The 22,365-nt window shown below is 41.8% G+C and carries 20 protein-coding genes, 1 tRNA gene and 1 pseudogene; 12 read left to right on the forward strand and 10 right to left on the reverse strand.

The window, feature by feature from the left end; all coding sequences use genetic code 11:
• Window positions 1–38: 38 nt before the first annotated feature.
• Together NFI81_RS12380 and NFI81_RS12385 are read left to right on the forward strand one after the other, a co-directional pair.
• A complete protein-coding gene (locus NFI81_RS12380; RefSeq protein ID WP_234612127.1) occupies window positions 39–917 on the forward strand; it encodes a HEPN domain-containing protein in 879 nt (292 codons plus the stop codon).
• Between the two features lie 212 nt (window positions 918–1,129).
• The gene (locus tag NFI81_RS12385; RefSeq protein WP_234612126.1) at window positions 1,130–3,343 is read left to right on the forward strand and encodes a hypothetical protein; all 2,214 of its coding nucleotides are present in this window, start codon (window positions 1,130–1,132) and stop codon (window positions 3,341–3,343) included.
• 148 nt (window positions 3,344–3,491) lie between these two features.
• On the opposite strand, the gene NFI81_RS12390 is transcribed toward NFI81_RS12385, so the two are convergent.
• Window positions 3,492–4,202, reverse strand: a complete 711-nt coding sequence (locus NFI81_RS12390) for an SOS response-associated peptidase (protein ID WP_234612125.1) — start codon at window positions 4,200–4,202, stop codon at window positions 3,492–3,494.
• A 161-nt stretch (window positions 4,203–4,363) separates the two neighbouring features.
• Between NFI81_RS12390 and NFI81_RS12395 the strand changes: the two genes are divergently transcribed.
• Window positions 4,364–4,804 (forward strand): LexA family protein, encoded by a 441-nt coding sequence (locus tag NFI81_RS12395; RefSeq protein ID WP_234612124.1) that lies wholly within the window; start codon window positions 4,364–4,366, stop codon window positions 4,802–4,804.
• 1 nt (window position 4,805) lies between these two features.
• On the forward strand, window positions 4,806–6,068 hold the full coding sequence (locus NFI81_RS12400) for a Y-family DNA polymerase (RefSeq protein ID WP_252176058.1): 1,263 nt from the start codon (window positions 4,806–4,808) through the stop codon (window positions 6,066–6,068).
• Window positions 6,069–6,166: 98 nt separating this feature from the next.
• On the opposite strand, the gene NFI81_RS26405 is transcribed toward NFI81_RS12400, so the two are convergent.
• From NFI81_RS26405 to tilS, 9 genes and pseudogenes are all read right to left on the reverse strand, one after another.
• A complete protein-coding gene (locus NFI81_RS26405; RefSeq protein WP_256549268.1) occupies window positions 6,167–6,298 on the reverse strand; it encodes a hypothetical protein in 132 nt (43 codons plus the stop codon).
• Between the two features lie 57 nt (window positions 6,299–6,355).
• The gene (locus tag NFI81_RS12405) at window positions 6,356–7,534 is read right to left on the reverse strand and encodes a hypothetical protein (protein WP_234612122.1); all 1,179 of its coding nucleotides are present in this window, start codon (window positions 7,532–7,534) and stop codon (window positions 6,356–6,358) included.
• A gap of 175 nt (window positions 7,535–7,709) precedes the next feature.
• Window positions 7,710–8,711 (reverse strand): response regulator transcription factor, encoded by a 1,002-nt coding sequence (locus NFI81_RS26435; RefSeq protein WP_275949706.1) that lies wholly within the window; start codon window positions 8,709–8,711, stop codon window positions 7,710–7,712.
• Window positions 8,712–8,713: 2 nt separating this feature from the next.
• The gene (locus NFI81_RS12415; protein ID WP_234612121.1) at window positions 8,714–9,286 is read right to left on the reverse strand and encodes a GNAT family N-acetyltransferase; all 573 of its coding nucleotides are present in this window, start codon (window positions 9,284–9,286) and stop codon (window positions 8,714–8,716) included.
• A 198-nt stretch (window positions 9,287–9,484) separates the two neighbouring features.
• Window positions 9,485–10,162 (reverse strand): annotated as a pseudogene (locus tag NFI81_RS12420) (type IV secretory system conjugative DNA transfer family protein); the annotation flags it as partial.
• Window positions 10,163–10,368: 206 nt separating this feature from the next.
• A complete protein-coding gene (locus NFI81_RS12425; RefSeq protein WP_234612119.1) occupies window positions 10,369–11,589 on the reverse strand; it encodes a site-specific integrase in 1,221 nt (406 codons plus the stop codon).
• Window positions 11,590–11,840: 251 nt separating this feature from the next.
• Window positions 11,841–11,925 (reverse strand) — tRNA-Ser (locus NFI81_RS12430).
• Window positions 11,926–12,019: 94 nt separating this feature from the next.
• A complete protein-coding gene (locus NFI81_RS12435) occupies window positions 12,020–12,763 on the reverse strand; it encodes a PIN domain-containing protein (RefSeq protein WP_255717341.1) in 744 nt (247 codons plus the stop codon).
• Between the two features lie 113 nt (window positions 12,764–12,876).
• Window positions 12,877–14,211, reverse strand: a complete 1,335-nt coding sequence (gene tilS / locus NFI81_RS12440; RefSeq protein ID WP_255717340.1) for a tRNA lysidine(34) synthetase TilS — start codon at window positions 14,209–14,211, stop codon at window positions 12,877–12,879.
• Window positions 14,212–14,416: 205 nt separating this feature from the next.
• Here tilS and NFI81_RS12445 point away from each other — a divergent pair, with 205 nt between their 5' ends.
• The 8 genes from NFI81_RS12445 to recN all read left to right on the forward strand — a co-directional run bounded on the left by NFI81_RS12445 (window position 14,417) and on the right by recN (window position 22,346).
• Window positions 14,417–15,928, forward strand: a complete 1,512-nt coding sequence (locus NFI81_RS12445; RefSeq protein WP_234612116.1) for an OstA-like protein — start codon at window positions 14,417–14,419, stop codon at window positions 15,926–15,928.
• A gap of 176 nt (window positions 15,929–16,104) precedes the next feature.
• Window positions 16,105–16,719 (forward strand): T9SS type A sorting domain-containing protein, encoded by a 615-nt coding sequence (locus NFI81_RS12450; RefSeq protein ID WP_234612115.1) that lies wholly within the window; start codon window positions 16,105–16,107, stop codon window positions 16,717–16,719.
• A gap of 75 nt (window positions 16,720–16,794) precedes the next feature.
• Window positions 16,795–17,718: an outer membrane protein assembly factor BamD gene (locus tag NFI81_RS12455; protein WP_234612114.1), complete on the forward strand. Its 924-nt coding sequence runs from the start codon at window positions 16,795–16,797 to the stop codon at window positions 17,716–17,718.
• A gap of 41 nt (window positions 17,719–17,759) precedes the next feature.
• Window positions 17,760–18,071: a DNA-directed RNA polymerase subunit omega gene (locus tag NFI81_RS12460; protein ID WP_234612113.1), complete on the forward strand. Its 312-nt coding sequence runs from the start codon at window positions 17,760–17,762 to the stop codon at window positions 18,069–18,071.
• A gap of 152 nt (window positions 18,072–18,223) precedes the next feature.
• Window positions 18,224–19,432: a bifunctional phosphopantothenoylcysteine decarboxylase/phosphopantothenate--cysteine ligase CoaBC gene (gene coaBC / locus NFI81_RS12465; RefSeq protein WP_234612112.1), complete on the forward strand. Its 1,209-nt coding sequence runs from the start codon at window positions 18,224–18,226 to the stop codon at window positions 19,430–19,432.
• Window positions 19,429–20,346, forward strand: a complete 918-nt coding sequence (gene porD, locus NFI81_RS12470; protein ID WP_234612111.1) for a type IX secretion system protein PorD — start codon at window positions 19,429–19,431, stop codon at window positions 20,344–20,346. The genes coaBC and porD overlap by 4 nt, the downstream gene beginning before the upstream one ends.
• A 44-nt stretch (window positions 20,347–20,390) precedes the next feature.
• Window positions 20,391–20,615 carry a hypothetical protein gene (locus NFI81_RS12475; RefSeq protein WP_234612110.1) on the forward strand — a complete coding sequence of 75 codons (225 nt, stop codon included), beginning with the start codon at window positions 20,391–20,393 and terminating at the stop codon, window positions 20,613–20,615.
• A gap of 69 nt (window positions 20,616–20,684) precedes the next feature.
• Complete coding sequence (gene recN / locus NFI81_RS12480) at window positions 20,685–22,346, forward strand: DNA repair protein RecN (RefSeq protein ID WP_234612109.1); 1,662 nt, start codon at window positions 20,685–20,687, stop codon at window positions 22,344–22,346.
• Window positions 22,347–22,365 lie beyond the last annotated feature (19 nt).

The raw sequence follows: 22,365 nt of genomic DNA on the forward strand, positions 1-22,365 counted from the left end.
GGCATATCCAAAATAAACTTGACTAGAATCACACACCGATGAAAACCACCCTCACGCATCTCCCACAAAACAAGCAAGACCAGTTAAAATCACTAACCCAAATTATACTCGACAAAGTCCCGGCTGAAATGATCATTCTCTTCGGCAGTCATGCTCGTGGTGACTGGGTTGAGGATTATCAGGAGAAATACGAGTATGTGAGCGATTTTGATATTCTGATCGTCACCAAAGACAAAAATTCCGCCAAGCAAGTCAAGAAATCACGTGAGTTGGACGAGGAGCTGATGGCCAATGAGGAAATAACGAGAACAAGCATCATCTACCACAGCATTGGTTTTGTGAACGACAAGATCGAGCGCAATTACTACTTCTTTGTCGATATCCTAAGGGAGGGAATCATGCTTTTTGATTCCGGAAAATTTTCCTTGTCCGAACCAAAAGATCTCAATCCTGCACAACGGTTCGAAAAATCGACAGAGGAATTTGAGCATTGGTTCAAATCGGCAACACACTTTTTAGAAGGATATGAATTCTTCTATTCAAAAGGCGTGCAAGATCCTGACTACTATCGCAAAGCAGCATTCGAGCTTCACCAGGCTACTGAAAGATACTATGCAGCTATCCTCCTCGTGTTTACCGACTATAAGCCGAGAATCCATGACATTGAAACACTGGGAAATCAGGTCGTGAAACAACATGCAGAGTTTGGGACTGTTTTTCCGATGTCGAATGAGGAGGAGAAGCGGTTATTTGTGCTTCTTAAAAAGGCTTATATCGATGCGAGGTATAACAGGAATTACACGATTGAGAAGGAGGAGTTGGAGTATTTGGGGAGCCGGGTGTCGCTGCTGAGGAATTTGACGGAGCGGATTTGTCGGGAGCGGATTGGGCAGTTGAGCGGGACTAGCTCGTCTTAAAAATAGTTTAATTCGAATAGACAAAATCACATTTGACTATGCAATAATTTTTTGCACGGTTCTTTTAGTGTTTTATTCTACGGGGTCAAGCTCCATAGCGAAGTCTATCTTTTTCACAAGTAATCAAGATATTTTCATTGTACAAGTCTTATTTTCAAGATCAGTCTTGGCACATTATCCGGATTATTAATTGTCGTTAACGTATGATTCCCATGTTACAAAATACACTACTGGAGAAAACCCCCGAATTTTTAATCGCTTTTGTAACTGCTGTCCTGGGTGTCGGCTACCCAATTATTCTACAAGCAATCTCGCGACTTGATGATCAATATGGTTCTATGCGCGTAACTAACGCATTTAAGAAAGAACCAGAAATGAAAATGTTTAGATTGGTTATGACGGCAACATTAGTTAGCGTAGGGTTGTATATATTAAATCTCTCTCCGGAATATGATTTTTTAGAAAATTCTGCATTTTTATTACTGATAGTGTTTACCACGATCCTGATTGCCAGCTACATTCTATTAATAAATAAGTTTATAAAATATCTTTCACCGGAATACTTGACTAATTTATTTATAAATCGATTTGTTGGTGACCGAGAAGAAGAACAGTACTATAACATATTAATTGATTTGCTTGTAAATTCTCTATCCAAGGGAAGGGAAAACGTCATCACTTCCATTTATTCTTTCCAATACGCTGAATTTAAAAGGATCCGCGAAGAATCGGGAGAAGCACCTGTTTCTTACCCTTATACTTTTTATTCCTCCTTGTATCGCGTCATAGTACAAATATCTCAGAGAAATTCTGTCCTACCATCTGATATAGAAAATGGGAGCATTGGTGGTCGACTTATATTTGGCAGTTACCACCGTCATAGACTTTCTGATGACACATATAAGTGGCTATGGAATTATCTCGTTATTGCGATTGCCCATGCCCAGGACAGAATGGTTTTTAAGTATTGGACTACTGCGTACCAATACTATCAAACTTCGTTTGTGCTAGTTTTTGATACGCCGAGAGTGTTCGATAGTGATGATCAAGAAAGATTTCTTGAATTCCACTATGCACTTGGTGGTTATTTGTTATTTAATGAAAGATACCAATGTCTTGAGAAATTATTTCGTTACACAATATCATCTCCCGGTACATCTGAAATGTTGCCTAAAAGCATGACTGACATATTCAAATGGCTTAGTCATTATAGCGATCGAGGTGATTTGCGTAGCATGGCACCTTTATCCTACTTTTTCCCAGAGGTTGAGGGGATTAATTCGGGGGAAATCGTCAATCACTGGATTTGCAAATATCTCGGAATACTTCTCCTAAGACAATATACAATACAATCTTCATATACATCGAACTATGTACGATTTGAGCCGAATTTGCCTGCGACTTTATACGAGATGACGGTTTGGTTAAATCAAATTCCGTATTGGGAAAAATTGCTCTTAGATATACTTGAAAATCAAAACTATATGCAGGCTTTCAGATTTTCTCATATTACGATTGATTGGTGCGTTCAAAGGAATATGGTGTATCCAACTGATCTTCTCAAAAAGATTAAGGCAAGTCTTATACAAAAAATTGAGGAAACGCACCGAATACAATCGGTTTCAAAAGAGCAAAAACGAATATTCGCAGATAGTATCAAGGAGACACTAATCCCGCTAGTCAAATCCTTAACGTCATTATCCGGCAAAAAGGCTTCTAACAAGGAAACAGACATAAATAAGCGGTTCATCGAAGGTATCAGATTCGTATCCGACAAATACCCTTACACTGATGAAGGCGCTGGATCAACTATAAATAGAGACTTAGCTCCGATCAGACAAGTTAGTTCGAGCTTAACAATAGGATTTTCTGAGGTCATTTCGCAGATGACGACTGGGGTCTATCATTTTAGTGAAAACCAAATCGCAGATATAGTTAACAAATTGCATCTAAGTCAACAGCATCTTATTGTTTCATTTGGAATGGATCAATACGTATCAGAGTTGTCTCAATACGAAAATGGTTTTGCGAATGGTACAATTGAGGGCATAGACGTATTATCTAGTCATCCATATTTAAAAGAGCAAATTGGTCGGAGCCTATTTATACTTCGAAAAGATTCATTTCCGAAAATTGAATTTTTAACACCTTTTGCAGAAATGATCGATAAGTTTGGGCTCCAACAAGTTGATGAGGAGGTACAAGTTTATTATTCTGTAATTGATATTAATGATAATATTGCTGTTAAAGAAGAGCTGGAAGATCAGTTTCCGGGTCAAGATTTTTCTAAATCAGTTGATGTATTGATCAATTTGACTGCCGAACTTTCTTGGACGAAAAATGTAAAATGCATAGCGATACAATTCCCTAGCCATAGCAATGCAACGGGCGTTAAAAATAATATTGAAGATTTAAAGGAATTTTAAGTTCATCTGGGGCAGTATCGCAAGCAAATTATTTGCAGCTTGGCAAATTGCAATACATTGCCTAATCATCCATGTCTACCAATGGTCAATTGCTATTGATATTGCACCAGATTATTTATTTAAACAGGAGTTGAGATTCTCAAGCATATCATGCTACCATCTTGCGAGAGCTTGACGAGTAAGGTAGGATAATGTCTGAAAAGTTTGTATCCACGTTATTGCTGTAAACTCCATCAATAACCCGATAAGCGGAAAGTTTCTCATCCGGGTACTGAAAATAAGTTAAATCCATAATCTCATTTTCTTTCAGGCCTGGAATCATCCAGGACAGCGCAGCATCACCTTTCAATATTAGCGGCTGTCGTTTACCATCATTATGTATCGCGCCAACTAACGGGCTTGCGTCCTGCGTAACGATGGCAAATGTGTTCATTCCTTTCCAGGTCGAATAGATCGCCCCCATTGCAAAGAACTTCTTCTCCAATGGTTTGATGTACCAGGACTCATAATTCTTCTTGTCGTTCAAGTCAGGATAGTGCGGTTCAAAGAATCCTGTGCAGAGCACCAGGCAGCGATTATGCTTAGCATACTTCCACCACATCTTATCTCGGTTGAATAAGTCATGATTGGTTGCATTCAGGGTATTGAATCTGAATGCTTTTTCGTCCGTCACATTGGGTGGTACCAGCCGCCAGCGGTAAAGGTCAAGAGACCTTGGGGTCGTCATCACCGGCAAAAATGGCTTTTCGAAGCCATTAAAATCGTATCTCTTTTTGAACTGTTCGAGCTTGTCAACAGGAAGTTTGAATTCTGCTTTCAAAGTTTCAACATCACTTTCATTCGACACATGATAGCACATAACCTCAATTTTTAAGTCTGAAACATGTTTTGGTCTGTCCGTACACAGGAAAGATCCTCAAATATACTATAAATGGATTAAATCCACAATACTGGAAATATTCCATATCAAGTATTGACTTCTTGCTTCTTCCGCGGCACCTTTGTAAAAAGTGAAAAGAGATGGAAGAGATTTTTAGCGTTCGATCAATAAGCATTTACCGACCCTCAGCCAGCGAAAACTGGCTTACTGCATTAATTCCGGCGATTAGTGCTGGTTTTCCGTCCCCTGCGGCCGACTTCATAGACCTGGAAATTGATTTGCAGAAGGAGATTGTAAAAAATCCGGCAAGCACATTTTATGGAAAGGTACAGGGTACCAGTATGCGTGATGTGCAAATCGATGACGGCGATATTATTGTAATCGACAAGAGCCTTCCATGCAAAGAAAACTGCATTGCGGTCTGTTTTCTAAATGGCGAATTTCTGGTAAAACGGGTGCGCTACGACGAGGGCGGATGCTGGCTCGTAGCCGAAAATGACCAGTACGCACCAATTTGGGTGGGTCATGATACGGACTTTTTGGTTTGGGGAATCGTCACAAACGTCATCAAATTCTACTGATATGTTCGCACTGGTTGACTGCAATAACTTTTACGCGAGCTGCGAGCGAATGTTCCGGCCGGAATTGAATGGCAAGCCTGTTGTTGTGCTCAGTAATAACGATGGGTGTGTCATAGCCAGATCGAATGAGGCAAAAGCATTAGGTATCACCATGGGTGCTCCTGCATTCCTGTTTGAAAAGAAGTTCAAAGAACAGGAGATCCACGTTTTCAGCAGCAACTACGCCCTTTATGGAGATATGAGTAATCGCGTCATGACGCTGCTGGGCCGGTACTCGCCTGCGATGGAGGTTTACAGCATTGATGAAGCTTTCCTTCGCTTCGATGGAAATAAACATGTGGATCTTCGAAAGCTCGGCGAAGATATGCGAAAGACGGTGACACAAAGTACTGGCATTCCGATCAGCGTAGGCATGGCACCGACAAAGGCGCTGGCGAAATTGGCAAATAAAATTGCCAAGAAGTTCGCGGACAAAACGGGCGGCGTGCACGTCATAGACACACAGGACAAGCTGCTTAAAGCAATCGCATTTTTCCGAATTGGCGATGTCTGGGGAATTGGTCGTCAGCATGAAAAGCGCTTGAAAGCGCTTGGCGTCGAAACTGTGCTGGATTTCACTTTGCTGCCCGAAGATTGGGTAAAGAAAAACATGAGCATCGTAGGGCTGAGGCTTCAACAAGAGCTGGCTGGCCAAAGAACGCTAGAACTGGAACCACCTCAGTTGAAAAAGAACATAGCGGTGACCCGTTCATTCAATCAGAATTTCACCGCATTCGAGGAGGTAAAGGAGCGCGTCATCACATTTGCTTCGGTTTGCAGCGAGCGTCTTCGAGAACAGGATAGCTGCTGTAATGTTCTTCAACTGTTCGTTCACACCAATACCTTCCGTCCTGATCAGCCGCAGTATAACAAATCCATCACCATCGACCTACCGTTCCCGACTAATTCAGCTTTGGAACTTGCTCACTTTGCGGTAGATGCATTGCATAGGATATTCAAGGAAGGCTATGGCTACAAAAAGGCAGGCGTGATCGTGATGGAACTGACTCCCGCAAGTGCAAAGCAACAGCAGATTTTTGAAAACTCTGATCCTCGTCACGGCCACCTGATGGCGGTTATGGATAAGCTAAATAAATCTATGGGGCAGAACAAGGTGCTGCTGGCAAGTCAAGATTTGAATACGCGCTGGAAGATGAAGCAGGATAAACTTTCGCCCCGATATAGCACTCGGATGAAAGAGATTATCACTGTCCATGCAAAATGAAGGTTAGCAAACTTGCCTGCTGTCGAAGCGCACAAAAAGGGCCAGGAAAAATCCTAGCCCGGCGATAGTCGCATATCAAATTATCATGCTTATGCTAGTTAGTCGCCTTTTTTATGCTTGTGCGGTTTCAAGGAAGGCGTATTACCTGGGGATTCTTTGTTGTCCCGTTGGCGCTTGTCTGGCTCTTTGGTTGAGTCGGCAACTTTTTTAGGTCCTGGCTTAATTCCCATGTCTATGTATGTTATTTTATAATTAATCGATGATTAGGACAAAAAAGCTGTGCCAGCTCAAAGCTCTTCGATCTGACAAGTCAGCTTGGCGAGAATGCTAAGAAGTTGCTCCTTATCACGTCCCTCGACGGAGTAACTTTTTGATCTAAGACTACCATGGGAAATATCTTCTTTGTACGGAGTTGCTAAGTAAGGTGCGACGGCCTGGAAAATAGCAGAAAGCGATTTAGCTGTAATGATTTTTGACTGATCGGCTGCCTTGAAAAGAAGAGCTAATTGATCGACGGTTAATTTACAAAGTACCTTATCGGCAGTCTTTTTTGTATACCTCGGTGACTGGCTAGCTGTACTTAGTGATTCACTGCCTTTCGCAGCATTGCTTCGAGACCTGAATTCTATTTCGCAAATAAACCAGTTGTTGATAGTCAGCGAGAGGTCATCATGTTGTAGATCGTAAGCCAATCCCTTTATTACCGGTATTTGATTGAATGACTTTTGTATGTAGGCTAACTTCTCGATACTATTACCAGATGCATACTCCTCGATCTGGCTGTTGAAGCGATTCGTAAGATATTTGACAAATTTCGTGGAGTTGAAATTCCTCTCAATGAGTAGTAGTTCTAAGCTGTCAAAGTATCCGTCACCCGGATTTTGCTGTTTGGGTATGCAAATCATTTCATTGAGATCTTTCCAGTACTCCGCCTGTCGCGAGGTGATGTTTGCCAGATTGCCTGTACCAAATACTGTGTTAAATTCATCTTCTAACAACGAAGCAAGTGACGGATGATAAGACAATAAGATGCTGTCTGCCGGTTGCACGAAATCAATGACTGGCACCGCTAAATTGTATTTTCTTAGTGGCTCATCCGGATTTATACTAACTGCGTACCTATCCATAAGAAACGTATGAATATCGGCCAAGGTAGCAACGACAAGCTCTAAGGCTTTTTTGGAGATTCCTGATTCACTGGCTATCAGCTTCAAGTTGAGCTTTGCATTATCAATAAGACTATTCAGCGCACTAAAATATGAATTCAGAACTTCCTGAAATCTTCGCTTTTTAGGATATTGAAAGGCAAGCTTCTTTAAATAGGCGACCTGTCTGGCCTTTTCATCACGCATTTCCTCCGAGAAGGATAGAAAGCGGTGATCTTCAAAATTCGCAGACTGCGTTTGTGTAGGGTTGAATTCATTAATCGCGCGATCCAACCATTCTAATACATACCCCTGTTCCATACCAATCTTCTATTCGTTTCGCACCCTTGGACTACTGTGTCCGACGGTATGTAAAACTCGAAGATTTGACCACGATTGTAAATACGAGAAAACAAGTATTTAGCGGGTTGAACGCTACGCATTATAGCGTATTTCAAGTACGCATAAACACGTATATGACGGCTATTCGCCTAATTTAGCCGTTTTCCCAGATTTCTAGCCGACTAAGTAATTCGATTTTATTAGAGACGCCGAGCTTTTCAAAAACGTTTTGAATGTGCTTACTCACCGTCCGCTCTGAGATGAAAAGTTGGTCTGCTATGGACTTATATGACTTTCCTTCCCGGACTAAGCGAACAACATCCTTTTCGCGAGAGGTCAAACCAACTGTTCCTAAATTGATCTCAAAACGTTGAGCAGGTGAAATGCCGCTAGCCTCCAACTGACGAATCATTTGATCGATTAGATCAAGCTTGGACATTGACACCTCTTCATCTCCACTCGCCAATTTGCTAAGCCGATCGTATTCCTCCCTGCTCTCATGGATCGACCTTCTAATGAAAAGCACGGTAATTACAATGAAACCCACATTGGTAAGTAATGCCTCCGGCACTTGATGAATGCGGAAAAACGCGAAAAAGGGCAATGATGCCCAAGGGATCACGGCAAGATAAACGGCAGTTACTTCAAAGAAACGGCGATCCTGAATGTCTTTTTTGTATTTGTTCTGAATGGAACGTTGAATGGTGTAAAGGAGCACCAAGGCGTATCCAGCCGGAATAACCATTCCATAATTAATTGCTGAATCAATGTTTCCATCGAAAAGGAATTTGCCAGGAAAAATGATTGCAAATGGCAAGAGGATAAACAGAGGAACGCCATACAGTGCGTGCCAACGTAGGCGGCCAAGTTCGAACGCCTTATAGAAATAATAAGGAAAATAAGCACCCATCAAGAACCCCATACCGTAAGCAATAGCATATTGCGCAACCAGCGGAGGGTAGTTCAGATTAGGATCTGGAAAAAATCCGCTCGCGATATTTTTTAGTATGAGGAAAGACAATAAGCCGACGTAATAAAGCCGCCGCTTATCCTTTGGATGAGATAAATAGAAAAATACCTGATACACGAACATGATCAGTTCGAGTATGATAAACACGAGTGTGACTACGTGCATATCTGTGCCTCCGACGCGCATTGTTATTGACCATTTCTAATGAGAAAAAGATTGTATCCAAAGTCTAGTTGATTGTAGACGTCGAGCCCAAACTTCTTGTACCAGGGCAAATTTTTGACTGTGGAGGTCTCTAAGTAAATGGGTCTTTTCATCCGCTCCGACTCTGCAAGAAGGTCAGACATTAACTGCTGGCCGACACCATTATTTTGCTTACTTGGCTGAACTCCTATAAACCAGAGATAAAAGATTGGATGTGCCGGGTAGTTCTTGGAGATCTCTTTTTCGCGATTAATCGCTCTTGAAATGTTACCAAATCCTATCCCCGTAAGTATGAGTTTAACTTCCAACCACAGGGACATGAGGGTAGTTTTTTTGCGCTCAGGAAAGGAAACTAAGGCGCAACCGCTCTTATCATCGGATAAGTAAACCTTCCCAAAAAGTCTGCATGTCTCGAAAGAATATTCCATCAAGGCGCGTATTCTAGTAAGTCGCTTGTTGTCTGCAGGGATGAGGTAATTGACACTTTGATTGTCTTGGAAGGACTCTGTTAGTATATTAACAATCAGCCTTTTGTCTTCGGAAGTCGCCTCTTTCATAACATAAAAATTGGTGTAAATTAATATCCTATTTTTAAGAAGAGGGAATGCAAACTAACTCAATTAGGATGAAAGTAACTTACAGTTATTAGAAATTTATTAGAAAATATTTTGAAAAAACGAGATAGATTCGTCTATACTATTGATTTTCAGCAATATTCATTTTATCCAATTCTCGTGTTTGTTTTATGGATTTTTTCAACCTCCCGTCTTGTTGATTATCAGATGACGAAGGTCAGAATCTTCGGTAATGCGATTGATTTCACTCTCTGCAATCCCTTCAACATCCGCTCTTATCTGCCGATAATTATGCTGAACAATGGATGAGTCAACCTTTCTTATGACGGGCAATTCGATCGCATAATTTTTACCGGATGAAGCATTTTTATTATTTGTAAATCGTGAGTGAAAACCCTTCAAATCTATTTTTTCATCCGGGTTGTCTGCTACGAATCCAACGAATTCCCCCGAGCTGAGGGATGATATAGTCGAGAGTGGAATTGCAGAATCAAGTTGTTGTGATTTGCTCACAGAGGTATCAGTTCTATTGATCGATAAACTAGTCCTTCCTTGGAGAATTTTACCAAATCTTTCTGACAGGTGCTTGGCGGTTTCCCCGCTTACCTGTCCACTAATTATGTTGCCTGTGATATTCGTAATCACTTCCGCATAATCTTTTCCGTAGTCTTTTTTGAGCTGGCTGAAATCCTGAATACCTATTGTCGTTGCAACCTGATTCGACCTGGCAGTTGCTATGAGCGTATCCATATTGTTGAGGTAGATAGTAGGGAACTCGTCAAAAATCAAGCTACTTTTTAATTTATTTGGCTGGTTCACCAGCTTTACCAAGCGGGTAATATATAGTGAAAGAACTGCACCGTAAAGAAAGCCCTTCTAACAGTGGCCCTTTATCAGCCAAAAGGAAACGGAATAAGTGCCGAAGGCTGGCGGCTTAACCTTCAGATCCAGTAATAGATAAAGCCGCCATTATGCCGTAAGCTTTTGGCGGCTTCTCACAATCCTTACAAATAGGGCCACTTATTTAGCTGCCCTTTTGCCGAGTTTGTTTGTCAGACAATTATCTATGAAGTACCTAATACCTCCTTTAACCTACGCATATCATCTGAAATTTTCTTGTCGACGATCTTTGCGTATAGCTGAGTCGTTTTGATATTTCGATGCCCTAACATCTTCGAAACACTTTCGATTGGCACTCCGTTGGTCAAAGTTACGGTTGTCGCGAATGTATGTCTGGCCAAGTGAAATGTGATCTGCTTTTTAATACCACATAGATCAGAAATTTCTTTTAGATAGGAATTCATTTTCTGGTTTGACAATACCGGGAGCAGTCTATCCTGAGCGATGCATTGCGGATGCTCGTTGTATGCAGAAATTATGAACAACGCCTGAGGCAAAAGTGGAATTCTTGAAGGCGAATCGGTCTTCTGTCTCTTTATGACTATCCACTTTTCACCATCGCTACCATCGATAATTTCCGAGCGTTTCAGCTTAAAAACATCAGCATAGGCCAAACCAGTATAGCAGCAGAACAGAAATATGTCGCATACCTGCGCCAATCGGCCTTGTCCGAAATCACGATTTGTTATTGCTTGCAGTTCAGGACCTGTCAACGCTTGCCTGTCTACCTCGTGCTTTGTCATTTTATAAGCATGAAATGGATCGCGTGCTAGCCAACCCCGCTTGATACACAGAAGGGATATCTTTTTAAAATTAGACAGGTACTTCATAGTCGTGTTATGACTGCATTTTCGGATAGCTTTCATCCAAAATTCATAATCGGCAATGAAATCATAATCCAGCTTTTCAATTTCAAGGTCGGCACTCCGGTACTTATATTTTATAAACTCCTTCGTATGCTCAAAAGAAGTTTTATAACGTTCCAATGTGCCGGGAGCAAAGTCAGTTCCTACCAATTTCGACATCTTGTCATTGTGCTCCTGAAAAATCTCAAGGATCATTTTTGGCTTTACCGAAGTTCCCACAAGAATATTTTTTACCGATTCAGCGGTAATGGCTCGGCCAGATTCTATCAGCTGCCTGTGAACATCATAAACTTTGGATTGAAGGGTATCCAAATACGCGTTGAGTAACTTTGCATCTTCTTTGGTTCCATTCTTCCTACCAGCTGAAGAGTTCCATTTTTCCGGCTCGCACTCCCTTTTTGTACTAATCTCAATTCTTTGGCCGTCTACTGTCAACCTCATGTAGATTGGCAATTCACCTTTGACGTAGTTGTTGCGTTTTTTTAGATAAAAGAGCAACGTGAAGCTTTTTGTTAACATAGCAATCAGATTTTAAGTGGTTTAAAATTATGATTGCAGCTTGTTCAAATCAAGATGTTTACGTCGTAAACATGTTCATAAACAAATCGTTACGGGCAATTTGGTGAGCACTTTTTTCTTCTTTCAGCTGCTCACCGAACTGCTCACCAACATATTGGGATTTTTTGAACATTTTGGCATAGCGTGGAAAGAAAAAAAGCCTGCAAATCGTTGATTTGCAGGCTTTTGATGTGTTTTGATATTGATTTCCGCAGAGAGAGAGGGATTCGAACCCCCGGACCTGTAACAGTCAACGGTTTTCAAGACCGTCGCAATCGACCACTCTGCCATCTCTCTAAATATTTCGCCGTATGCGAAACGTGGTGCAAATGTAAAAACAAAATCCTTATGCGCAAGGTTTGATGTCAAAAAATTATGAGTTAGGAACAATTCACAAAACCTCATATGCATCGTCGATCGATAATCCTGAGTTTTCCTCGTGATAGTTGGCTTCATAGCTAACTATTACTTTGTCTCTTATTATTATATTAACCTCCGTGTGAAAATGAACAACTAGAAAGTTGAAGTGCTCGTCATCTAAGAGATATTCGACTAAAACCTCACCACCCAAGCTCATCCATACACTATATTCATTTTTGGCTTCCCGACCTACATTAAACATCAAAATGGATTTATCAAATTCAGCTTGCAAAGGGTCATAATTCAAAATACCGTCATAGTCAGTGCTGACCTTCCTATGAAATGTTTCGAAATAATAACCGCAGTGGATCCCACGAACTCCTTCCAACACCGACGGATTTAAAAATGCACAATCAATATTGGCGCTCAGCAACTGCTTGTTAAGGAAATTTAGGTGGTTTGTATGAACTTCATTGAAATGATTTAAGGATCGAAAAAATCTCACATTCAGTCCAAGTTTTTCTACTTCACTTTGCAAATCGGAATGAAGATTGTGCCCTTCATTGTCTGCAAAGTCATGCACATTACTAGATATGAAACAAACTGTCTCTCTACAGTCGCGCTTTGCTAAGTCAAGGACAGAGAGCCAGATAGTTGCGTCCCTAAAAGCATCTTTCCCTGCTTTAAACGGTTTGATGCCCTCCCTCCAACGTAACAAAACATCAGGTAGTCCGTCGATCTTCGTGGGTATTTCAATGAAGTGAAAACGGTGCAACTCGGTTTTTTGCAGAATAGTTAAGCAGTTGATTAAATGCCTCTGATTTCAGTCGCCAATCCTGTCTTATTATATTTGTATCTAGTACAATGTGCATGATTGAGCAGCTTATTCTAGCCAACTGTCACCTGCAAGGTAAACGTCGTCCATTCCTGTACCTTATATCGCTCGTCCAATCTCACTCCTACTACCCAAATAACTTCCCCATCACCATTTAAAAGAACCAGTGCATTTTTCTTTGCAAATTGGTCCATTTTCAGATCTATAAACAGATCGCTTAACTTCTTTCGTTGACCATTCATACCCAGCGGCTGAAACATATCCCCTACTCTCCATCTTCTGATCATTAACGGAAAAATCAGTTTGTCATAATTTATCGAAACTGAACTTCGGCTTTTGATAAGGTCATCATTTGCATTTCGCCTTTTCTTAAGGATTGAGATGAATTGCCCGACAAACTCCACCTCCTGTTGGTTTTCCTCAATTTGAATTTCAACATCAAAGTCACTTGCTTCCGTTTTCTTGACAATTAGATTTTGCCGGTCTATCAACAATGTGTGAGATGCGGATTGAAAAAATTTACCCGAATGCCCGTTCAAGCCTTCAATAACTTTCACGACTTGCGCATAGGCAAAATCATAATCCTGTAAGATATGCCATAGCCTATACGCAGGCTCACGCTCAGCAGAAAGCTTTTCTTTGCTGATCAGGATTTGATCATCCGCTTTCACAACAACGTCTGCTGACCAGTCATCCAGCATTTTTGCCAGCAACCGGTCGGCGCTTCGGAGCTTGGCTGATGTTTGATTAAATGTCTTTTCCAGCGAAGGATTAAGCTGTTTCAACACCGGCACAACCTTATGTCTGATCAGATTTCGTTTGTAGTCATCCGAATCATTGGACCGGTCCTCTCTCCATTGAAGTTTATTTTCGTGTGCGTATGCCAGGATTTGCTCCTTTGTAGCCAGCAGCAAGGGACGAAGAAGATAGTTGTTAATGCCTGATATGCCGTGCAGACCTAATATGCCGGTTCCACGGGTGAGATTCAGGAGCGTTGTTTCGAGGGAATCGTTCGCGTGGTGCGCAGTTGCGATGTATATATAATTGTTGGCTGCCCTAATCTCTTCGAACCATTCGTACCGCAGCTCCCTGGCTGCCATTTGCGTGGAAATGCCCGTGTTTTTTGCAAAAGATTTGACATCAAAACGTTTGGAATAAAATGGAAAACCACACCTGCTGGAAAGATCCCTCACAAACTGCTCATCCCCCTCTGACTCCTCCCCCCTTAACCCGAAATTACAATGCGCAATGCCCGCCGGAAAACCTGCTTGGTGAAACAGATGAAGCATTACTACTGAATCTACTCCCCCGCTTACAGTCAGTAAACAAGGGTGCTTTTTGAGATCCAGCTTGTGTTGGTTAATAAAAGTTAAAAAAGGATCCAACATGAACCTAAGAAACGTAATTGATGTAGTTTTGGCGTATATAAGATCAAAAGTCTTTTACCAGGCTAATTATAGGCACCTATTTCAAAGGTAAAGGAAAGACAGCAACATGAATAAAAATAAATACACAATAAAGTGCAACCCTTTTAAACTTTTGCGCGTCATCCATATCAAAAGTAATATATTCCGATTGACGTTCTTTGTCTTGATGTCTTTTTCACCTTATCTGTTGGCGCAGAAAGCCTTACCGCAATCTCAGCCCGCGCAGAGTGAAGATCTTGTTGAAATTATAAAATCCGACGAACTGGAAATTATCAATGAAAATGGTGTTGATTCCAGACGTGTCACAAATGGCGTTTTTAAGCATAAAGGAGCACTTTTGTATAGCAAATTGGCCATTCAGAACATTAATACCAATGTCATTGAGGCCTTTGGAAATGTGAAAATCGTGCAGGGTGATACGGTGACGGTTACTGGTGACACGCTCTATTATTACGGCAACACCCGTCTCGCGATCGTGAGCGGAAAAAAAACGGTCCTGAAAGATAGCAAACGCACATTGACAACCCGGAAAATCGAGTACGACATGGCCAATGGCATTGCCAATTACAAAACGCCGGGCCGGACGGTCGATGAGGAGAATGTGCTGACTAGCAAAGAGGGTTTTTATAATACGCGGACCAAAGAATTCACTTATTATAAAAGCGTAAAGCTGGTCAACAAAAAATATGTGCTGACTACCGACACATTGTTTTATAACTCGATCACAAAATGGTCTGACTTTAATGGTGTTACGAAAATCACCAATAAGGACGGGACGGTAAACGGGACGAAAGGCCGTTACAATACAGAGTCTGCGGAGTCAGCATTTCAGAAGAGGACGACGGTTGATAACGAAACGTATACACTCACCGCAGACTCGCTGGAAGTAGACGGAAAAACTAACAATGGTCGTGGAAGAGGGAACGTGGTTATTGTGGCAAAAAAGGATAAAACGGTTCTGAATGGCGACGAAGGTTATTATTGGAAAAAAGAAGGTTATTCCAAGATTTTCGGTCACGCATATGTACGAAATGTAGTTTCTGATGACACGCTCTATATTCGAGCTGATACTTTGTATTCTTATGAAAATCAGCGTGATAGCACCAGGAAATTAGTCGGAAATAAGAATGTTTTTATATACAAAACAGATTTCCAGGGTAAATGCGATTCGATCACGTACAACACTGCGGATTCGATCATTCGTTTTTTCCGCAAGCCGATTTTATGGAGCGATCAGCATTATCAAATGGAGGCGGATTCGATCACTGCTTTCTTGGTCAATAATGAGATTAACCGGATGCTGCTGAAAGGGAAATCTTTCGTGATTACGGAGGATACTTTGGTGAAGCAGTTTAACCAGGTCAAGGGCCGCACGATCAATGCTTATTTTGATACGGGGAATAAATTAAAACAAGTTCTCGTGGACGGAAACGGCGAAAGTGCCTACTATGCAGTGGACGACGAGCAGAAAAACATCGGGCTGAACCGGGTAGAGTGTGGAAGGATGAATCTGCTTTTTACAGATAACCGTGTACAAAAAATCTCATTTGTGGGGAAACCTGACGGGAAGCTGATTCCACCAACAAAAATCAAGGCACCGGAAAGACAATTGGAAGGATTTAATTGGAGAATATCCGAAAAACCAACTAAGAATAAGACAATCTGGAGAGAGTTGTGAAAAATATATCAGGATAAGCTTAAAATTCGAAAAACCGGCATGGTTTTTTAACTTAAAATAAAGATGTCCATTCACACAATATATTTTGAACATACAATTATTTCTCTATATTTTTGTAATGTACTTTTTAACTAAAATAGTTTAAAAATTAGTCAAAAGTATTCCAACATGACGCTATGAAAAGAAATATACTTTATTTAATGATTTTGCTAACGTTGGCCTTACAGGGTTTAAACGCGCAATCCGTCTCGAACGGCAGCCGTTTGAACATGGTCAGCAAAAAGAAGCCTGCCTCGGGAGAAAACATCAAGTTTTCGGGTTTGGCCACAGGTTCAAGTTATAAATTGTTGTCTTTGCAAAATCCAAAAGCACTAAACAGCTTTTACCGGTCTTTTCTTTTTTCTTCTCCGAATGCTTCTGAAAGCACCGGAGTGGCAACAACGGAAATTGTGGAAAAAGTAACAGACAGAAGGCAGCCAGCGATGGAAGCGCAATTGAAAGCGGAAGAGCAGTTATATGTAAATGACAAAATTTCGGTTTCAAATATTTACCCCAACCCGGCCAGCGAATATGCGGATCTTGATTACAACATTACCGCTAACATTCGTGACGCCAAAGTGATTATCTACAATGTTCTTGGCTCTCAAATGGCTGAGCTGCCCCTAACCAGAAATGACAGAAAGCTGCGTGTGAATACGAAGGATATGCCAACAGGGCTTTATTTCTATCAATTGTCACTGGACGGTCAGAAAGTAGCCACCAAAAAAATGCTTGTACGTCATCAGCAATAGGCTAATTTTTAACACTATATCAGCTACGCATTCGTTATGAATGGTGTAGCTTTTTTTATTACCTTTGCACCTAATATGCGAAAAAACAGTCCAGCAAGCTATTTCTTGCTTTTTATTGCGGTCCTTGTTATTACTTCCTGTAGTAAGTTCTCGAAGTTACAAAAGACTGGTACGGATCAGGAAAAGTATGATGCCGCGATGTCTTATTACAAAAAAGGGGATTTTTACCGTTCCGGTTTACTCTTTGAGGAGCTTATTCCGTTATTGAAAGGAAGTACGGAATCTGAGCTAGCGCAGTTTTACTATGCTTACACGCAATATCAGCAAGAGCAGTATAATACGAGCCAGTTTTTATTTAAAAAGTTCTTTGATACATACGCACGCAGCGATTACGCACAGGAAGCACTATACATGCATGCTTTTTCCCTGTATAAGGACTCGTCTCCGTTCAATTTAGATCAGACCAGTACATTCACGGCTATTTCGGCCATGCAGGATTTTATCAACACTTATCCTGAAAGCCCGTTCCGCGAAGAATGTACACGTTACATATTAGAACTACGTTCGAAACTGGAAAGAAAAGCGTACGAAAGAGCCCGCTTGTATCACAAGATCAGCGACTTCAATGCAATGTCGATGAAGTCAGCTGTGATATCAATAGAGAACTTCCGCAAAGATTTCCCGGATTCCAAATACAACGAGGAGCTTGCATTCCTCAAAGTTGAATCGCAATACAATCTCGCTGCGAACAGTTTCAGCATTAAGCAAAAAGAAAGATATCAGGATGTTTTGAAGTTCTACCAGGAATTGATCGACAAATATCCGACTGGCAAGTATAACAGGGATGCGGAGAAAATGTTTGACGATAGTCAAAAGCAAATTGAAGTAATTGCAAAAGCAGAAGTGGAGCGGCAGAAACTACTTGAAACACAGCCAGATCCAGCTAATAAACCGACGAAAGTAACAACGCCGGCCATTTCGGAACCAAAAGGACAGTAGTTCTTTTATTAATTTAAATTTCAACTAATAGCACCATAAGCATGGCAACCAATCCATCAATCGTTACCCGGGATACGGACAAGATCGCAGACGTAACTGGTAATCTGTACGAGTCAGTATCAGTGATTTCTAAAAGAGCCCGTCAGATCTCGAGCAAAATGAAGGAAGAGCTTAATAATAAGCTTGCTGAATTCGCTTCTGGCGTAGATAACCTGGAAGAGGTTTTTGAAAACAGGGAGCAAATTGAAATTTCTAAGTTTTACGAGCGTATGCCGAAAGCCGGAAGCATTTCAATAGATGAATTCATTGAAGGAAAAACTTATCACGCTTACCGCGATACGACGGAAGAATAAAATCCGATTTCACAAAAAGCCAGCCGCTAAAATTCTTTTGCGGCTGGCTTTTCATTTATAGGCACCAAAGATTTCAAATTGTTACACTTATCTCTGTAACTTTATGCCTGACAGGAATCCTTCCGAATTTGACCACCCAAAGCGATTGAAGATTGAATCTCAAAGGTAAAAAGATACTCGTTGCCGTTTCAGGCAGCATTGCTGCATATAAATCTGCGCTTCTTGTCCGACTTTTGGTAAAGGCTGATGCTGAGGTTCAAGTTGTTATGACAGAGTCTGCGAAGGAATTTATAACACCGCTTACCTTGTCCGTTTTATCCAAAAAACCTGTATTAAGCACATTTACAGCCGGGGAAGAGGGAACCTGGAACAATCATGTGGAGCTGGGACTTTGGGCAGACGCTATCATTATTGCTCCTGCAACTGCACGCACCCTGTCCAAATGCGCAACAGGAAATTGTGATGACTTGCTCACAGCCGTCTATTTATCGGCGCGTTGCCCTGTTTTCTTTGCGCCGGCAATGGATGTGGACATGTATCAACATCCGTCCACACAGCATAACATCAACACATTAATTGGTTTTGGTAACCACTTCATCGAACCGGAACATGGCGAATTGGCCAGCGGGCTCATTGGCGATGGACGTCTTGCAGAGCCGGAAACAATCGTGCGTACATTGGCAGGTTTTTTTGCTAAAAAGTCCGTTGCTTTTGGGAAAAGGGTGCTTATAACTGCCGGGCCGACCGTTGAAGCCATTGACCCGGTGCGCTATATCAGCAACCGCTCTTCCGGGAAAATGGGTTATGCAATTGCCGAAGCGTTTGCGTCCGCGGGTGCAACGGTCTTGCTCGTCAGCGGCCCCACAAGCCTGCCGATTCCTGAACAGACCATAAAACGCATTGACGTGCAAAGTGCCGAAGAAATGTTTGAAGCAACTCAAGGACATTTTACCGGGAGCGACGTAGTGATATTTGCTGCTGCCGTGGCTGATTACACATCGAAGTTGGTTGCAGCACATAAGATCAAGAAACAAGGCCAGGAAATGTCGCTCGATCTGGTGAAGACACGGGACATTGCGGGAACATTAGGCAAATCCAAAACGGAAAACCAGTTGCTGATCGGTTTTGCCTTGGAAACGGAAAATGAAATGGAGTATGCAATGGACAAATTACTGCGCAAAAACTTCGACTTTATCATTTTGAATTCACTGAATGATCCTGGCGCGGGCTTTGCACACGATACAAACAAAATTACCGTTATTGACAAAAGGAAAAATGTGAAACATTTCGATTTGAAACGCAAAGAAGAAGTGGCACAGGATATCCTGCATATTGTCCTGGATAAATGGAGTGAAGCATGAAAAAAATAGGAGTTTGGTTGATTTTACTGGTTGCTTGCACAATTTCCGGACAGGCTTTTGCCCAGGAATTTCAATTTTCAGTAAATCTCAATTATGAACAGCTTGTTGCACAGCAAAAGACTGACCCGCAGTCCATGGCGCAGCTTCAAACTTATATGAATGATTTTTTGAACAACACGCGCTGGACTAATGACGAATTTGGCAAGGAAGAAAAAATCAAATGTAAATTGAATGTTAACCTGACCCGCTCACTGAATCAGGGAAACTATGAGGGAAATGCGCAGCTGGTTGTTTCAAGGCCTGTTTATAATTCCAATTACGAGACGGTGCTGTTTACTTATGTTGACAAAAACTTTACATTCACTTATTTGCCCAACACACCCCTTTATTTCAACGAGAACAACTACACCGAAGAGCTTCCATACATTCTGGCATTCTACGCCAACATTGCGCTGATTTTTGATTACGATTCTTTCAGCAAATTAGGAGGGGCACCATATGTTCAGAAGGCATTTAATCTTGTAAATCAGGCACGGAACTCTTCGCCTAACAAGCGCGGCTGGGACTCCAACGGTGATTCCCGGAATCGCTATTGGCTGGTAGAAAACTTGATGAGCCAGCAGTTTACGCCATTCCGTGAAGGCATGTACAAATATTACCGGCTTGGACTCGATGTAGCGACTCAAAATCCGGCTGAAACACGTGCGAAGGTTATGGAAGTGCTGAACACAGCAAAAGAAGTCAATCAGCTCCGTCCTGCCAGCGTGGTTATCAATTCATTTTTTGACTCAAAATCAGACGAGCTTTACAGAATTCTGATTGAAGCACAGCCTGAGGATCGCGCCAAAGCTTACACATTATTAGTGGGGCTGGATCCTACCAAAACGCAATTATATCAACGTCTCTCCCTGTAAAATAGCCTTTCTTCCGTTAACATCTCCGTTTGAAGCTTCCGATTATGAGTAAAAGACTAATTCGCATTTCTGCCAAAGACATTTATTCTTCACTCGAAAAGCTCCTTAAAATAGAGATCAATGCAGTTATGGACAACGGGAATACACACTTCGGTAAACTGGAATCGTTCACCAAAGAACACCTGCTGATCCGCGACACACGCAATCACGCGCATCTGATTCCATTGCCAACACTTTACGAGATCGTGTATGATGCCGGTTCAAAGTAAGCGATCAATAACAGGCTGCGAATGGTTATATTTCCTATTTGTTGATATGATAACTATATTCGTATAGATATGCTTTCGAATTTACTTATAAAGAATTACGCGCTAATTAAGCAATTGGAGATGTCCCCCGATCCCGGGTTGAACATCATTACGGGTGAGACGGGTGCAGGAAAGTCTATTATGCTTGGGGCTATCGGGTTGCTTCTGGGCAATCGCGCGGATGTGAAATCGCTATATGATTCCAATGAGAAATGCGTCATTGAGGGCAGTTTTAGCCTTTCGGGTTATGATCTGGCACCGAACTTTGAAGACGAAAACCTTGATTACTCTGATGAATGCATTATCCGCCGAGAAATTTCCGTGGCAGGCAAATCGCGTGCATTTATCAATGATACGCCGGTAAATCTGGATGCATTGAAACGAATCGGAAGCCAGCTCCTGGACATTCACTCGCAGCACGACTCGGTCACGCTTGGTAACAATGAGTTTCAATTGCAGGTTGTGGACTCATTTGCAGATAACTCGCAATTGCTCAAATCGTATCAGCGTGATTTCACAGCATATAAGGAAGCAACCAGAGCGTTTGATAACCTTCAACAGGAAGCGGTTAAGCTTAGAAAGGAATTTGATTATGATCAATTTTTATTTCAGGAGCTGGACAATGCTAAACTTGCCCACGATGAGCAGGAAAAGCTGGAAGTTGAATTAAACATTCTCGAAAATGCGGTGGAGATCCGGGAAAAATTGCAATTAGCCCATACGCTGCTCGATAATCCGGATAACTCCATTCTTGAATTACTCAAAAATGCGGCGAATGCATTAGGCCAGGCTGCGCGCCTTGTTCCCGTGTACGACGCGATGCGCGAGCGCGTGCAAAGTACATTGATAGAGCTGCGCGACGTTGCGGATGAAATTGACCAGGCAAACAGTTCGGTGGATATTGACCAGGGTCGCGCGGAACTCGTTCAGGAGCGCCTGGATCTGATCTATACTTTGCTCAAAAAACACAATGCGACAGATGTTGAGCAGTTACTCAAAATCGAGTCAGATTTGCAGCACAAGCTGAGCATTGTTCTGAACCTGGATGATGATTTGGTAAAGGCAGAAAAGGCTGCGATGCAGGCAAAAGAATCCATGCTGAAAAGCGCAAATTTACTGTCTGAAAAACGCCGGAGGGTGACCAAAGCGATAGAAAAGCTGATTTTAGAAAGACTTTCGGAACTGGGAATCCCAAACGCCAGTTTATCTATTCAGATCACGGAAACCTTGCCGACAATGAATGGGCTGGATTCGGTTGCGTTCCTGTTCAGCGGAAACAAAGGAATTGTTCCCCAGGAATTGAAGCAAGTTGCTTCTGGTGGTGAATTTTCGAGGTTAATGATGGTTATTAAATACATTTTGGCCGATAAACGAAAACTGCCGACAATTATCTTTGACGAGATTGACACGGGGGTTTCGGGCGAAATTGCCAGGAAAATGGGCAAAATGATGCTTAACATGGCTCATAATCACCAAATTATCGCCATAACCCATTTACACCAGATCGCCAGCAGCGGCAATGCGCATTACTTCGTTTATAAAGACCATTCTTCGGACAAAACGGTGAGTAAGATCAAAAAGCTGACCGTGGATGAGCGGGTTCAGGAAATTGCGCAGATGATCGGCGGACATAACCCGTCCGAAACTGTGCTGGTCAACGCCCGTGAAATGATCCTGAAAGAACAGACATAACAAAGCATTTTTTACACCT

The organism is Dyadobacter fanqingshengii, assembly GCF_023822005.2.
Classification (GTDB): domain Bacteria; phylum Bacteroidota; class Bacteroidia; order Cytophagales; family Spirosomataceae; genus Dyadobacter; species Dyadobacter fanqingshengii.

Bases quoted from the DNA above. Each gene is read 5' to 3' on its own strand.
- NFI81_RS12475 (WP_234612110.1), top strand. From the start codon at position 20,391: ATGAGTAAAAGACTAATTCGCATTTCTGCCAAAGACATTTATTCTTCA.
- NFI81_RS12390 (WP_234612125.1), bottom strand. From the start codon at position 4,202: ATGTGCTATCATGTGTCGAATGAAAGTGATGTTGAAACTTTGAAAGCA.
- NFI81_RS12425 (WP_234612119.1), bottom strand. From the start codon at position 11,589: ATGTTAACAAAAAGCTTCACGTTGCTCTTTTATCTAAAAAAACGCAAC.
- tilS (WP_255717340.1), bottom strand. From the start codon at position 14,211: ATGTTGGATCCTTTTTTAACTTTTATTAACCAACACAAGCTGGATCTC.
- NFI81_RS12455 (WP_234612114.1), top strand. From the start codon at position 16,795: ATGCGAAAAAACAGTCCAGCAAGCTATTTCTTGCTTTTTATTGCGGTC.
- NFI81_RS12400 (WP_252176058.1), top strand. From the start codon at position 4,806: ATGTTCGCACTGGTTGACTGCAATAACTTTTACGCGAGCTGCGAGCGA.
- NFI81_RS12460 (WP_234612113.1), top strand. From the start codon at position 17,760: ATGGCAACCAATCCATCAATCGTTACCCGGGATACGGACAAGATCGCA.
- NFI81_RS12405 (WP_234612122.1), bottom strand. From the start codon at position 7,534: ATGGAACAGGGGTATGTATTAGAATGGTTGGATCGCGCGATTAATGAA.
- NFI81_RS12395 (WP_234612124.1), top strand. From the start codon at position 4,364: ATGGAAGAGATTTTTAGCGTTCGATCAATAAGCATTTACCGACCCTCA.
- porD (WP_234612111.1), top strand. From the start codon at position 19,429: ATGAAAAAAATAGGAGTTTGGTTGATTTTACTGGTTGCTTGCACAATT.
- NFI81_RS12380 (WP_234612127.1), top strand. From the start codon at position 39: ATGAAAACCACCCTCACGCATCTCCCACAAAACAAGCAAGACCAGTTA.
- NFI81_RS12415 (WP_234612121.1), bottom strand. From the start codon at position 9,286: ATGAAAGAGGCGACTTCCGAAGACAAAAGGCTGATTGTTAATATACTA.
- NFI81_RS26405 (WP_256549268.1), bottom strand. From the start codon at position 6,298: ATGGGAATTAAGCCAGGACCTAAAAAAGTTGCCGACTCAACCAAAGAG.
- NFI81_RS26435 (WP_275949706.1), bottom strand. From the start codon at position 8,711: ATGCGCGTCGGAGGCACAGATATGCACGTAGTCACACTCGTGTTTATC.
- recN (WP_234612109.1), top strand. From the start codon at position 20,685: ATGCTTTCGAATTTACTTATAAAGAATTACGCGCTAATTAAGCAATTG.
- NFI81_RS12450 (WP_234612115.1), top strand. From the start codon at position 16,105: ATGAAAAGAAATATACTTTATTTAATGATTTTGCTAACGTTGGCCTTA.
- NFI81_RS12385 (WP_234612126.1), top strand. From the start codon at position 1,130: ATGTTACAAAATACACTACTGGAGAAAACCCCCGAATTTTTAATCGCT.
- NFI81_RS12445 (WP_234612116.1), top strand. From the start codon at position 14,417: ATGTCTTTTTCACCTTATCTGTTGGCGCAGAAAGCCTTACCGCAATCT.